The following is a 15,065-nucleotide window of genomic DNA, read 5'->3' as shown; positions in this document are numbered from 1 at the left end:
TAGATAGGAGGACGCGTAAAACATGAAAAGTCTCTAATAAGAGGCGGAATAACATAGCTGTTATTCCAGCTGTAAATTCTCATCAAAAAAAAACGCCCAACTAAAACTAGAGGGCGCATAAAACATGAAACACTAAGGGAATAACATAACTGTTAAGTAAGAGTGCTGTTTTATAGTTTAGTTCAAATTATTTATATTGATTTAAAATTATTGTATAAATTAATATTTAGCTAATAAATTTACTCGCAATAACTGCCATTGCTTTGGTGTGTAGTGGTAGAGTGAACGGTATGTTTTCATAATTGTTATTTGTATATGCCTTCATGTAAAACGAGCTTAGTTATCGCCGCAAGTGTTTTATTACTCGCAAGTTGTGCAACCCCACCACCAAAAAATCCTGAGAATATATGTGAAATATTTCGTGAACATCGCGATTGGTATTTTGCGGCTAAAGATACCCGTGATCGTTGGGGCGTACCTATTCATGTTCCTATGAGTATGATGTATCAAGAAAGCTCATTTCGTCACGATGCTTTGCCACCAAGAGACTATTTGTTAGGTTTTATTCCATGGGGTAGGGTAAGTACTGCCTATGGGTATTCGCAGGCTAAAACGATGACCTGGAAAGACTATATGCGTGAAACAGGTAACTCAGGAGCTGATAGAGATGATTTTGATGACGCAATTGATTTCATGGGCTGGTTTATTTTTAAAACCCAAAAGGTGAATAGGGTCTCTAAATGGGACGCATATAGTCAGTACTTAAATTATCACGAGGGTTGGGGGGGCTTTAAACATAAAAGTTATAAGAAAAAACCTTGGTTAGTGAAAGTCGCGCGTAAAGTGGATAACCGAGCTAGACGTTACAGTAGTCAATTAAAGGCTTGTGAAAAAGACCTAGATCATGGTTGGTTGTGGCGATTATTCTTTGGTTAATCCAGCCATTATATGAAAGTCATTATGATCGTATTTAACCAGTAACTTTGTCTAAATGATAATAGTTACTCTAAAATAAAGCTTGTCAATTTAGTTTTTACAATATAAAACCAGCAAGCCTAGCTGTGATAATAGCTACAGCAATAGCTAGTGTTTTCATTAAATAAACAGAAAATAAAGGCTGCTTTATTACTAAATATTTGTTGAAATAACAAAATGCTGCTACCGATAGGGTTGGCTATTGTTATCCACAGAAATTGTGGAAAGATGAATAAGGTTATTCGAAAATCTTATTCTGTGGATAACTTTGTGATTAACTTTTTCCTGTTTAATTATTCATCTTCAGGGTATTCATCAATATAATGTTCAGGCATTACTCGAACGGTTTTTATTTTATTGTCTGCAACATCAATGATCTCTACAGGGTAGCCAGAGATGCGTAAACTGATATTACTCTGTGGAATCTCTTCTAAGTATTCGAGAATCAAGCCATTAAGGGTTTTAGGGCCATCTGTGGGCAATTTCCATGACATCTCTTTATTAATATCTCGAATACTCGCGCTACCATCGACTAAATAGCTGCCATCAGGCTGCAAGTTAACTTCTTCACTGGTTGTTGGTGTCATGGTTGTAGTAAAGTCACCGACAATTTCTTCAAGAATATCTTCTAAAGTGACTAAACCTTGGATGTCGCCATATTCATCAACCACTAAACCCAAACGCTCTTTAGCATGTTGAAACTTTAATAGTTGAATATTTAATGGTGTGCCTTCGGGAATAAAATATAATTCACGTACCGCTCTCAGTAATGTCGCCTTAGTAAATTGATTTTTTGATAAAAGCTTTAACGCATCTCGGGCATGTATATAACCGACCACATCATCTATGTTATCGCGATAAAGTAATACTCGAGTATGGTTTCCTTGAGTAAGTTGCTTTTGTATTTTTTTCCAATCATCGTTAACATCTATACCCACCAATTCACTGCGTGGGATCATGATATCTTCCACGACAACTTTGTCTAAGTCTAAAATGCTGACTAACATATCTTGGTCACGCGGATGTAGTAACGCGCCAGATTCATTTACCACCGTTTTTAACTCCTCACTACTGAGGCTATGTTGCTCTCTTTGTTCGGCATTAATCCCTAAAAGCATCAAAAGACTATTGGTTATCCAATTTACCACTACCACGAGCGGGAAAAGTAATTTCAGTAAGAAGGTTAAAATTATCGAGCTAGGGAAGGCGACTTTTTCCGGGTATAGCGCCGCGAGTGTTTTCGGGGTGACTTCAGCAAAAATAAGGATTACTAGGGTTAATACTATGGTGGCAATCAAAATTCCCATGTCACCAAACAGGCGTAAACCTATTATGGTTGCAATAGCCGAGGCTGAGATGTTAACCAGGTTATTACCAATGAGAATTAAACCAATAAGGCGGTCTGGACGAGCAAGTAATTTACTGACTCGCATAGCACCTTTGTGTTTTTGTTTTTCGAGGTGGCGTAAACGATATCTATTTAACGACATCATGCCGGTTTCTGAACCTGAAAAATAGGCAGAAAGAAATATTAAGATGCCAAGAATGGTAAAGAGCATCTGGGTGGATATACTGTCCAAAAAGGGAATTTCCTCTATTAAAGTAAAAGTTAAAAACTAAAATGATTAGCGAATACTGCTAGCTTATACCAGCAATGTCATGGCGACAAGGGTAGGGATAAATAGTCGCTATTTATAAAATGAATTCTTTCACTAAACGACTGCCAAAGTAAGCCAAGGTCAGTAACCCACTTGCACTGATCATTAACACTAATACGCGGTGACCACGCCAACCTTTTTGAAAGTGTCCCCATAGAATAAGGCCGTATGTAGCAAAGGCTAGTAATGATAGTACTGTTTTATGAGCGTTTTTTTTCGCAAAAAAGTCATCGAGGAAAAGAAAACCAATAACTTGACTTATAAAAAGAAATATTGTGCCCAAGGTCAAAATACTAAATAGTTGCTTCTCTACTTGCATTAGTGGTGGTAAATGAGCCACAGCGGTTAAGTTTTTTCTTTTGAGCTTTAAGTTAATATAGGTTACTTGGAACGCATATAAAGTAGCAATGATGAGAATACAATAAGCAATTAAGGCAAAACTGATATGGCTTAATAAAATGACTTTTTCTACCACCAAAGGAATGGATTCAATAGGCGGAAGGAAAAGTATGACTAACTGCCATAAACCGGTAAAGCCATAGACCACGGGTAGCAATAAATTGACTTTAAAGCGCAGCGCTACCAAGGTAACCACCACAGTGATAATTAAGCTGACTAAGGAAATTACATTGGGTAAATTAAAGTTGATACTGTCCTGGGAGAAAAATAATAAGCCATCATTAAAAGCATGTATTGATATAGCCGCGGTAGCTAAACTTAATACTAAGGTGAGATTCGGTCCTTTAGGGTGAAATAATCGTGTGACGATTGCTAACGTCGCAAGTATATAAAGCAAAAAAGCTAAACTTGAACCTATAACCAAAAAATCCACTAACTAACCCCTAAAACGGCTGAACATATCCATTAAAAAATTGATTCTATCAGATATAATCTTCTGCGCCATGTGATTCGTATAAAGTATTGACTTAAATTAAAGAAAACTAAGGGTTATTTTATCAGTGGCTTAATTACTAAAAAGATAATCCGTGGGTTCAGTCAAGTCATATACCCAAGCCACCTCAAAATGCAGGATTGAGCTGGAATGAGAAACGCCTTTAGGCAAGGCATTGATTGAAGAGCATAGTTATTCTATTATCGAAATCAATAACGATGAATAAAGCGTTTCTAAACCAGCCCTACGGGGGCATCTGAGCAAATCATGTTCATCGTTGCGTATGTCATTAAGGACGCTGCATGGATGCAGCTTAATAGAGAATGCAGGAGCATATTCTCCTGAACAACCATGAATAAAATATGCGCCTTGATCATGAGTCGCTCAGGTGTCCTCAAACGAGCATATTGAAGTCGCTTGGGTATATATATTTCATTTTTATCCGCACTAAATGACATGCAAGACTATCTGCTGTCGCATCTTAGAAATATTTGGGTATAATAGCAGCATTACCTCACCCATATTTTGCTGTTAGAGTATTTCATGTTTGACAATCTTTCCGATCGCTTAAGTAAAACACTTAAAAACATTAGTGGCCGTGGCCGTTTAACCGAAGACAATATTAAAGATACCTTACGCGAAGTTCGTATGGCATTACTTGAAGCCGATGTCGCTTTGCCCGTCATTCGTGAATTTATTGCTAAAGTAAAAGAGCAAGCTGTTGGTAAGGATGTTTCTAAAAGCCTTTCCCCAGGACAATTTTTTGTCAAAATTGTACAAAAAGAACTTGAAGCAGCCATGGGTGAAGTCAATGAAGGGCTTGACTTAAAAGCGGCGCCACCAGCCGTAATATTAATGGCGGGTCTGCAAGGCGCAGGTAAAACAACCTCCGTTGCTAAGTTGGCAAAATTTTTAACCGAACGAGAAAAGAAAAAAGTACTGGTGGTCAGTGTCGATGTCTATCGCCCAGCAGCCATAAAGCAACTTGAAACCTTAGCCAAAGAAATTGATGTTGCTTTTTTCCCTAGTGATGATAAACAAAAACCTATTGATATCGCTACTGCTGCTGTTGATCATGCGAAGAAAAACTTTTTCGATGTACTTATTGTCGATACCGCGGGTCGTTTGCATATAGATAAAGACATGATGGCCGAGATTCAGCAGCTTCATGCCGCCATTAATCCGATAGAAACCCTCTTTACTGTTGATGCCATGACAGGTCAAGATGCGGCGAATACCGCCAAAGCCTTCAATGAAGCTTTACCGTTAACGGGTATTATCTTAACCAAAACTGATGGTGATGCCCGTGGTGGTGCAGCGCTTTCTATTCGCCATATTACCGGTAAACCTATTAAATTTATGGGTGTCGGTGAAAAAATCGAAGCGTTAGAGCCTTTCCATCCTGATCGTATTGCCTCGCGTATCTTGGGTATGGGTGATGTGCTCTCGCTGGTTGAAGAAATAGAGCACAAGGTTGATAGAAAACAAGCCGAGAAATTAGCCAAAAAAGTCAAAAGCGGTAAGGGTTTTAACTTAGAAGACTTCCGTGACCAGCTCGTGCAAATGAAAAATATGGGCGGCATGATGGGCATGATGGATAAACTTCCAGGCATGGGCAATATGTCGGCTAAAATAAAAGATCAAATGGATGACAAGGTAACCGTGCGCATGGAAGCCATTATAAACTCTATGACACCTGGCGAGCGTGAACGTCCTGATGTTATTAAAGGTTCACGTAAACGTCGTATTGCGGCTGGATCGGGCACTCAAATTCAAGATGTGAATAAATTACTTAAGCAATTTACTCAAATGCAAAAAATGATGAAAAAAATGTCAGGCAAAGGCGGCATGAAAAAAATGATGCGCAGCATGCAGGGCATGATGCCACCAGGTGGTGGTATGGGTGGCGGCATGGGTGGTATGTTCGGCCGTTAAGTCTATTTTTAAAATAAAAATGATGTACTTGTACAACATAAGGCAAGGCATGATGCCACCAGGTGGTGGTATGGGTGGCGGCATGGGTGGTATGTTCGGCCGTTAATCCTCAGTTGATCATTATTTAACTCTTTACATCAAGGTCGCATTCGCGGCCTTTTTTGTTACCTAACGTGAGTTCAACTAAAGCTATTGCGGCCATTATTATGCAAAGTCGCTGTAAATATGTCCCACTCACTATGGTCAATAGGACTCTACTTATTCATCAGGATAATAGCTCCTGCATTATCTAATAAGCTATATCCATATAGTGTCATGAATAAGAAGCTTTGCTTCATAAGGCAGCTTCACAGCTTTTAGTTCTTTTATCTATAGTTGAGGTTACTTAAAATTTAACGCGTCAAATTTTTTAATTTAGTTGCTCATTTTTAGGTTTCTTTGCTATAAACCAATAAAAGTAACAATAACCCACATCTTTATGAGATTTATTCGCATTTGTGTTTAGATTTGTGTATTATGCTGGTAATTAAAAATAATACAAAATAGCTCTGCACTTTAATGCTGTGTTTTCTCTTCGCTTTATATTTTGAGATAACAATTTAAAGTCATAATGAGCACAATCGGAGTCGTAATGAAATTTCAAAGAAAAGCATTAGCCATTGCCGTTATGGTCGCCACCTCAACATTAAGCGCTTGTTCAAGTGACGATATCGAAGAAATAATCAACCTGGCACCGACTGAAATTAAACTTTCAAATGTTTCAGTAGATGAAAACGAGAAAGGCGCTAAGATTGCTGATATTTCTGTGGTAGATTTAGATCTAAACGATACATTTTCTTACACAACTAACAATGAAAACTTTGTTATTTCAGGAACCACATTAAGTCTAGCGCCGGAATATGCCCTGGATTACGAAACAGAGACTAGTGTTACCTTTGATATCACAGTAACTGATAGTGACAGCAATACCTACACGCAAGCCTTTACTATTGAAGTAAATGACTTACTTGATTATTACGGTTTTTTAAACCAAGTTGCTGACGTAAGCTCTTCAACTATTAATTCAAGTGTTTCTTACGGCGGTCAATCAGCACGTCATGCCTTAATAGCAGAATTAAAGCACTATATTGGTAAAGGTGGTTTACAAACTGATTTAGATAATGGTGACTTAACCACTACAGCAGATGTTATTGCTAAATTAAATAGCTTGTATGATGCCGATGAGAATTCATGGGATAGCCTTGCTATTACTTTTACTACGGCAAAACAAACATTATTTAATGAGTTATCAGGTAGCTATAAAAGTGTGAAAAGCAAAGTTGCTGGTCAAGATCTTGCTGGTCAACATAAAGACTGGAGCACTGAATTTGCTGGTTGGGGCGAAAAAGGTTCAACTACTCCTGTTGATTTAATTGATACCTACTTCCAACAACTTGCTGATATTGCTATTGATACTATGGGTAATGATCGTTTTGACCCAATCACTAGCACTAAAATCCCAGTTTATGTTACTGATAGCGGTCTAGATTTAAACCAGTTAATTCAAAAATTCTTGTTAATGTCAGTAACTTACTCACAAGCGACTGATGATTATTTAGATGAAAATAAAGGTTTAGCAGCAGACAATATCGGCCAAGATAAAGGCACTAAAGATTACACATCGTTAGAGCATCAGTTTGATGAAGGTTTTGGCTATTTCGGTGCAGCAAGAGACTACTTGTCATATAGCGACAATGAAATCGCTGGCAAGGTGTCTTCTGATGAAGATGGTCGTAGTGACTGGAATGGTCAACATGATACTGATGGCGATGGCGTAATTGATTTAATGTCAGAGAAAAATTTTGGTAACTCTGTTAATGCCGCGAAACGTGATCGTGGTTCAAAAGATAATACTGCTGCAACTGATTACACTAAACAAGCTATGGAAGCTTTCTTAAGTGGTCGTAAACTTATTAATGATAGAGCTGGTTTTGCATTAACAGATACAGAAATGACTGAGTTATTAGGTTATCGTGATGCTGCCGTTAAAGCATGGGAAAATGCAGTTGCTGCGACAGTTGTTCATTATATTAATGACTTACATGCTGATTTAGCTAAGCTTGATTCTGCTGACTTTAGCTTTACTGATACAGCTAAGCATTTCTCTGAACTGAAAGGTTTTGCCTTAGGTTTACAGTTTAACCCTTACTCACCAATGACTGATGCTCAGTTCGAAGCAATGCATATGTACTTAAAAGATGCGCCAGTATTAGTTGGTGCCGCTGATGTTACAGCATATCAAGCAGACCTTATAAAGGCGCGTGATATTTTGCAAACGGCATTAAGTTTTGATGCTGATAACGTTGCTGGGTGGTAAATGTTTATTGCTAGTTTAAGTATTAAATCTTAAGCTAGCAAAATAAAATTTTTAAACAAAGCTTGAACAGGAATGTTGTTCGAGCTTTGTTGCGTTTAAAGCATTAATAAGTCAAAAGGTAACTAGTATAAGTTCCAAAGGCTAATTGTTGTAAAAGTTTAGGTAGTCTAAAGATAATCTAAAGGTAAAGTTAAGGTAAATAAATCATGAAGAATTCCCAAGCACTCTCTTTAGCTCTTTCATTCAATAAGAAGCTTATTTCCGTGGCACTTGCCTCAATTTTCATTATTACTGCTTGCGGTGAAGACACCACCAGCAGCAGTGGTGATGGTTTTAATAACAGCCAAGATACCAATACTGATTTTGACCAAGGTAAATTAATTGCCAGTATCGTCGATAATGTTATTACCCCAACTTATCAGCAGTTTTCTACGCTAGCTACTGCCCAGCAAGTAGCAATCAGCAACTACTGTCAGCAAGAAGTCGCTCTTGCGGATAATAATGGCAGTGATACCTTAGTGAGTGATGCCAAAGCGTTAGCGAAAGAAAGCTGGCGTAATGCCATGGATAGTTGGCAACAAGCAGAGATGATGCAATTATCTCCTTTACTTATCGGTGACGGCGCACTACGTAATAATATCTATTCATGGCCAATACAAAACACCTGTGGTGTTGATCTTGATGTTACTTACTTTAAAGCCGGCAGTGTTAACGGCCAGCCTTATAATATAGCCACACGATCAGCCTCTCGTAAAAGTATGGTTGCCATAGAGTATTTGCTATTTAATGACAACCTCGCTCATAGCTGTACTGGTTCAACAGTGCCAAGCCAATGGAATAACCAAACCGAACAATACCGTAAAGTTGCTCGCTGTGAATATGCCAGTGAAGTGGCCAGTGACATTGAAAATAATTCAACTGAGCTATTAACTGCTTGGTTAGGCAATGATGGCAAAAGCGGTTATGCCGCTAAACTTAAAGGCGCAGGCACTGTCGGCAGTGACTTTGCTACCCAGCATGAAGCAGTAAACAAACTAAGTGATGCAATTTTTTACCTCGATAAATACACCAAAGATGGCAAGTTAGCTAAACCGTTAGGATTATTTGCCAATGAATGTGGCGCACAAGCCTGTCCAGATTCAGTCGAGTCAACATATGCAAATCACTCTATCACTAATATCACCAACAATTTACGGGCCTTAAAAATGTTTATGCAAGGTAGTTTAACCGCTGATGAAGCCGATACCTTAGGTTTTAGCCATTATTTAATGGATGTTGGCGATGAGGTAACCGCTGACACCATTACTACTCATGTGGAACTTGCCATTGAAGACACTAAAAACTATCAACTATCCTTGGCGGCAACCTTAGTAACTGATCCCGATAAAGTATTAGTCACCCATGGCGAGGTAAAAAACATTACCGATAAACTAAAAAGTGACTTTATTACCAGCCTAGCTTTAGAGCTGCCAAAAACCTCTGCTGGAGACAATGATTAATGCTCAATAACACTATGAACAACTTTGCTTTTGCTACCACAGCACTTACGCTTTCAATCGCTTTATCTACCTGTTTAGTACCGGTATCCAAGGCAATAGCCTCTGATGAAATTAATGCTCAAACAAGCGCGAGTATCATTAGCAATATTGAAGCAATCGCTAACGAAGTTAAAAAAATTGACTTTGTTGAACGTATTCAAATTATTGGCCATGGTAACAAGCTAAGAACCGAAGCTGGTTCAGCCACTTTAATTGGTGAAGCAGAGTTAGAAAAGTTTAAGTTTGATGATATTAATCGCGTGCTTTATAACGTGCCCGGTATCAACATTCGTGAAGAAGATGGCTATGGCTTAAGACCTAACATAGGTTTTCGTGGTTCAACACCTGAGCGAAGTAAAAAAATCACCGTAATGGAAGATGGTATTTTAATCGGTCCTGCGCCTTATTCGGCACCTGCCGCCTATTATTTTCCTATGATGTCGAAAATGACATCACTCGAAGTTTTTAAAGGCCCAGCGGCAATTAAGTATGGTCCAAATACCGTTGCTGGCGCACTGAATATGACTACACGTGCAGTACCTGATGGCCAAGAGGGTATGATCGATGTTTCCGCAGGCTCTGATGGCTACACTAAGGTTCATGGTTATTACGGCACTAAAGTTGGCGGTTTTGGTGTGTTAATTGAAGCCATAAATATGCAAGCCGATGGTTTTAAAGAGCTTGATGGTGGTGGCTCTACTCTGTATGGCAACGGTGATGGTAATACTGGTTTTGATAAAAATGACATCATGGTCAAGTTGCGTTATGACTTAACTACCGGCAGTGTTGACCATACCTTTGGTTTAAAGCTTTCTTATGCCGACGAAAAATCTAATGAAACCTACCTAGGTTTAACCGACGACGACTTGTATGCCAACCCAGATCGCCGTTATGTTGCCAGTGAATTAGATAATATGGATTGGCAGCACGAACAGTTTCAGTTTACTCACTTTATGCAAACCAATGATTTTGATATCACTACACATGTTTATCGCAATAACTTTCAACGTTCATGGTTTAAAATTAATGGCTTTAAAGGTGGCTTAGTTGATCGTGATCTACAAGCAATATTAGCGAACCCAGAAGACGATGTTAATGCTGGTTTTTATCAAATATTAACCGGACAAACCGATAGTATTGAAGAGTATGAAAAATTAATCCTAGGTGATAATGCTCGTGAGTATTACTCCCAAGGCATTCAAACCGAGCTTTATTTTGAGCAGAGCTTTTTTGGTTTAAAGCATAAGTTTAATCTTGGAGCACGTTTTCATCAAGATCAAATAGAACGTAACCATACCGAAGACAGTTATGATATGCGTGATGGTCATCTAGTATCCGATGGTAGCGAGCAAGTAACAACGACTACTAACCGTGAAAAAACCGATGCTATCGCGGTCTTTTTTAAAGATACTATTAAATATGATGCCCTTGCTATAACGCTAGGTTTACGTGGCGAGTTTATCGATTCTAGTTATCAAAATCGTGCTGCTGGTAAGGAAGATGACTGGCAAAAGAAAAGTTTTAATATCTGGCTACCAAGTTTAAGCCTTTTTTATACGGTAAATGAACACCTAGGTTTATTGTTTGGTGTCCATGAAGGATTTATTCCTACTAGCCCAAAAGAAGGGCCAGAAGTTAACATTGAAAACAGCGTTAACTACGAAATTGGTGGCCGTTTCTATAAAGGCGATCTGCAAGGTGAAGCGATATTTTTCTATAATGATATGAGTAACTTAAAAGAGAGTTGTTCCTTTTCTGCCGCATCATCTTGTGGTGACAGCTTAGATAAAGAATTTAACGGTAGTGCGGTTGATGTCTACGGTTTGGAATTTTCGACCCGTTATACTGCTAAGCTCAGCGAAGCGTTAGATGTACCCATGTCAATTGTTTACACCTACACTGATTCAGAGTTTAAAACAAGTTTTGAGTCTGACTTCCCTATGTGGGGCACTATCACTGCCGGTGATGGCTTGCCTTATCTTGCCGAGCATCAATTAACCCTTAATTTAGGCTTAACGGCAGAGCAATGGGATGTAAACGTTATTGCCCGTTATGTTGGCGAAATGCTGGAGGCTTCAGGTGATGATGTGACTTTATCTGGTGTAACTACTGAAGCTTATGTAGTGGTTGATTTATCTGCCAGCTATTATCTTGGTCAGTATGGTAAGGTTTATATTAAAGCGGATAATATTTTTGATAGCCAAGAAATTGTCAGCCGCAGACCTTACGGAGCTAGACCCAGTAAACCACAACAAATGTTTGTTGGTTATCAATATAACTTTTAATGCTCTATGGCCTAAATTATGGCACGCGCTATAAGTGTGTCGTATTTCAGCGAGTGCTTTAATGCTTGTCGTACTAAATCAAGACAGGATGCGCTGTTTTGATTTAGTATAACGAGTTATATATTTTAAAAATTTGTTAGGCGGTTTTGTGCTGGATTTTTTATCAATCAATATAAGCGAACTCAGCCAATATTTTTTTGATGCCAATAAACGTATTTACATTGTTTATTTACTTTCTGCTGTAGCATTAGCTATTCCGGTTTATTGGCTTAAATTCTCTCGCTTTTCCCTGCTGCCATTCTTACGATTTGTTTTTCCAAAATCCATTTATACGCATAAATCTGCACGACAGGATTATGTACTCTTAGTGGTTAACAAGCTGATAAAATCAGCACTGTTCCCACTGGTTGTTATCACCATGGCGCCCATCGCTATTGGTGTTTCATCTGCCATAGAGGCTGTCTTTGGCTATATTGAGCCGATGGCTTTATCTAGCGCCGCAATTATAACTATATTCACGGTATTACTGTTTTTGTTTGATGATTTCACCCGTTTTTTATTACATTATATTTTGCATAAATTTCCCTTGTTATGGGAGTTTCATAAGGTACATCACTCAGCTTTAGTACTAACACCCTTTACCATTTATCGCAGCCATCCCATTGAAAGCTTACTGTACGCTTTTAGAATGACATTAACGCAAGGTTTTGTGGTCGGACTCTGTTATTACTTTTTTGGTCCGACATTGAAGATGTACGATATTTTAGGGGCTAACGCATTGGTCTTTTTGTTTAATTTCTTTGGCTCAAATTTACGCCATAGCCATATTTGGTTAAGCTGGGGCGATAAAGTGGAAAACTACTTGATAAGCCCAGCTCAACACCAAATACATCATAGCGACAATCCTAAACATTTTGATACTAACTTTGGCTCGGCTCTAGCGATATGGGATAGGGTATTTTCCTGTCATATCAAAGCCTCACAAGTGGGCAAAATTACTTATGGCATTAGTGTCAATCACAAAGGACACAACAGTTTGCTGCAAATCTATTTTGAACCTTTCAAAAAGGCGGCCCAAAGCCTCTTACCTAAGCGATAATGAAGCAGGTGGTGTTTAACTGCTTGTTAACTATTTTCTTCTAGGCTAGCTATACTTGTTTACCAGTCACATAATTTAGCAGTGTTTATAGCGTTAAACGCTTAGCTAATTAACGTGCTCGGGCGGCAGCAAGCTCATTGTTTACTTAGGTTATTAAACTATGCAGATAAACTCTGCAATTAAACTCTAGGCTTTAGTTATGGACTTTAATTGAGGTACTCGACTATATGGCTAAAAACAATGCTCGCAAAAATATAGCTCGTCTACCAACGGGCAAGCCTGAAAATGTCGGCTTTTTTAAACGTTTTGCTTTTGCCTTTGAAAGCGTGTTTATTATCCTTATTACCGCAGGGTCACTCTGGCTAACGCGCTTGCTAGATGTGCCTGAATTTGTCAAACAATTATCTAGTCAGCAACAACATTGGCGATTAGATGAAATCATTACCCTAGCCAGTGTTACCGCGCTTGGCTTATTAATATTATTGACTCGCTATAGCTTATATTTGCGAAAAAAAATGCAGCAACAATTTATTGCCGAAGAAGAAATTAAACGCCTGGCCTTTTTTGATAGCTTAACTAACTTACCTAACCAAGCACTTTGCCACGATCGCTTGCAACATGCTTTATCCCGTGCCGAAAGAAATAGCACGCCAATAGCGGTGTTATTTATTGGCATTCAAGACTTTAAGGCTGTTAATGATAAACAAGGTCATGAGGGGGGCGATAAGTTACTGCAACAGGCCGCCAAGCGTTTATCAAGCGAGTTACGTTCAGGTGACACTTTAGCGAGAATTACCGGGGTGGAGTTTATTATTATACTTGAATCAATGTCGCCCACTGAGGATATAAACGCTTTTGCAGCTAAGTTAATTGTCAAACTGGCTAAGTGCTACCGGATAGCTATGCAAGAAATGTATATAACCAGTAATATTGGTATTGCTGTCTATCCAAATGATGGCGAGCATAGTAAAGAATTAATTAAACATGCCGATACTGCGATGTGTTTTGCTAAGGAACAGGGCCGTAATAGCTTGGCTTTTTTCTCTAAGGATCTGCAAGAACAAGTCAATACCAAGAAAAAAATTGCTGAACAATTACTTGATGCCATGGACAAGGAAGAATTCACTTTACACTACCAACCCATAGTATCAACTGCCTCAAATGAAATCATTGCAGTTGAAGCCTTATTGCGCTGGCATAATGACTTACTCGGTGATGTGGCCCCCGATGTATTTATTCCTATCGCTGAGGAAATTGGCATTATTACAAAAATGGGTGATTGGGTACTTAACCAAGCTTGTTTACAAAACAAATCTTGGCAGCAACAAGGCTACCCGGGGTTAGTGATAGCCGTTAATATGTCCGTTATGCAATTAAGCATAACGGATCTTTCTAGCACAGTTGCTGATTCGTTAGCGGCTAGTCATTTAGAGCCTAAATATTTAGAGTTAGAGTTTACTGAAAACACTCTAATGAAAGATGCTAAGCAATCTATAGTGCAATTGAGGCAATTGAGTGCTTTAGGTGTTTCGATTGCCCTTGATGATTTTGGCACCGGTTATTCATCAATAAAATACCTAGCTAAGTTCAAACTTAATAAATTAAAAATAGACGGTGTTTTTATAAAAAACATTCCTAAAAGTGCAGCAGATATTAGGGCTACTCGAGCCATTATTGCTTTAGCTAGGCAATTAAAATTGCATATAATTGCAGAGGGAGTTGAAACTGCCGAGCAGCGTGAATTTCTGGCGGTTAGTCGCGTGGACTCTATGCAGGGCTATCATTTTAGTCGCCCCGTTGATGCCAAGGCATTTGCACTGCTGTTGAAATCCCCTCCTTGGCTGCAAATTCCCCAAGAGTAGACTAAGTGTTGAACTAAGGTAGCATCCCCTTTACGCCATAGGTTCAAATATAAGTAAACTAATCTAATGCCTGAGATAAATAAAACTTGTAAAAATCCACTAAAAGCGTAAAATACGCGTGCTTTTCTGTCGCTTGTCGGCGGGAAGTGTCTGGAAAATCCGTTTTAACACTTAACATATATAGAGGACGATATGGTTACCATTCGTTTAGCTCGTGGCGGCGCTAAAAAGCGTCCATTCTATCAGGTTGTTGTTGCAGATAGCCGTAATTCTCGCGATGGTCGTTTCATCGAGAGAGTTGGTTTCTTCAACCCAACAGCACAAGGTCAAGCTGAAAAATTACGCTTAGATCTAGACCGTATTACCCATTGGGTAGGTCAAGGTGCTACTTTGTCTGATCGTGTGGCTAAGTTAATTAAAGACGCAAAAGCTGCGGCTTAATTGCTTAGTAGGTAGTAGGGGAAT

At 38.8% G+C, this 15,065-nt stretch carries 11 protein-coding genes; 9 read left to right on the top strand and 2 right to left on the bottom strand.

What is annotated here, in order from left to right; all coding sequences use genetic code 11:
• Nucleotides 1-315 precede the first annotated feature (315 nt).
• Nucleotides 316-936, top strand: a complete 621-nt coding sequence (locus tag ASU03_RS13785; protein ID WP_057832381.1) for a transglycosylase SLT domain-containing protein — start codon at nt 316-318, stop codon at nt 934-936.
• A gap of 332 nt (nt 937-1,268) precedes the next feature.
• Here ASU03_RS13785 and ASU03_RS13780 read toward each other — a convergent pair whose 3' ends face one another.
• Together ASU03_RS13780 and ASU03_RS13775 are read right to left on the bottom strand one after the other, a co-directional pair.
• Nucleotides 1,269-2,555, bottom strand: coding sequence for an HlyC/CorC family transporter (locus tag ASU03_RS13780; protein WP_057832380.1), 1,287 nt, complete (start codon nt 2,553-2,555; stop codon nt 1,269-1,271).
• A 112-nt stretch (nt 2,556-2,667) separates the two neighbouring features.
• Entirely contained in the window at nt 2,668-3,465 is a 798-nt protein-coding gene (locus ASU03_RS13775; protein WP_057832379.1) for a cytochrome C assembly family protein, read from the bottom strand.
• Between the two features lie 603 nt (nt 3,466-4,068).
• Between ASU03_RS13775 and ffh the strand changes: the two genes are divergently transcribed.
• The 8 genes from ffh to rpsP all read left to right on the top strand — a co-directional run bounded on the left by ffh (nt 4,069) and on the right by rpsP (nt 15,041).
• On the top strand, nt 4,069-5,460 hold the full coding sequence (gene ffh / locus ASU03_RS13770; RefSeq protein ID WP_057832378.1) for a signal recognition particle protein: 1,392 nt from the start codon (nt 4,069-4,071) through the stop codon (nt 5,458-5,460).
• Nucleotides 5,441-5,566 carry a hypothetical protein gene (locus ASU03_RS21820; RefSeq protein WP_269433026.1) on the top strand — a complete coding sequence of 42 codons (126 nt, stop codon included), beginning with the start codon at nt 5,441-5,443 and terminating at the stop codon, nt 5,564-5,566. The genes ffh and ASU03_RS21820 overlap by 20 nt, the downstream gene beginning before the upstream one ends.
• A gap of 525 nt (nt 5,567-6,091) precedes the next feature.
• A complete protein-coding gene (locus ASU03_RS13765; protein ID WP_157465907.1) occupies nt 6,092-7,816 on the top strand; it encodes a DUF4856 domain-containing protein in 1,725 nt (574 codons plus the stop codon).
• A 206-nt stretch (nt 7,817-8,022) separates the two neighbouring features.
• A complete protein-coding gene (locus tag ASU03_RS13760; RefSeq protein ID WP_057832376.1) occupies nt 8,023-9,315 on the top strand; it encodes an imelysin family protein in 1,293 nt (430 codons plus the stop codon).
• Nucleotides 9,315-11,639 (top strand): TonB-dependent receptor family protein, encoded by a 2,325-nt coding sequence (locus ASU03_RS13755; protein ID WP_082627286.1) that lies wholly within the window; start codon nt 9,315-9,317, stop codon nt 11,637-11,639. Before ASU03_RS13760 ends, ASU03_RS13755 begins: the two co-directional genes overlap by 1 nt.
• Nucleotides 11,640-11,787: 148 nt before the next feature.
• On the top strand, nt 11,788-12,738 hold the full coding sequence (locus ASU03_RS13750) for a sterol desaturase family protein (RefSeq protein WP_057832375.1): 951 nt from the start codon (nt 11,788-11,790) through the stop codon (nt 12,736-12,738).
• 227 nt (nt 12,739-12,965) lie between these two features.
• Nucleotides 12,966-14,600, top strand: a complete 1,635-nt coding sequence (locus ASU03_RS13745; protein WP_057832374.1) for a putative bifunctional diguanylate cyclase/phosphodiesterase — start codon at nt 12,966-12,968, stop codon at nt 14,598-14,600.
• A 192-nt stretch (nt 14,601-14,792) separates the two neighbouring features.
• Nucleotides 14,793-15,041 (top strand): 30S ribosomal protein S16, encoded by a 249-nt coding sequence (gene rpsP / locus ASU03_RS13740; protein WP_057181877.1) that lies wholly within the window; start codon nt 14,793-14,795, stop codon nt 15,039-15,041.
• The last annotated feature ends 24 nt before the right edge of the window (nt 15,042-15,065 follow it).

The sequence above is a fragment of the Colwellia sp. TT2012 genome (assembly GCF_001440345.1).
Lineage (GTDB): Bacteria > Pseudomonadota > Gammaproteobacteria > Enterobacterales > Alteromonadaceae > Colwellia.
This window is presented reverse-complemented; position numbering and strand designations above follow the sequence as displayed.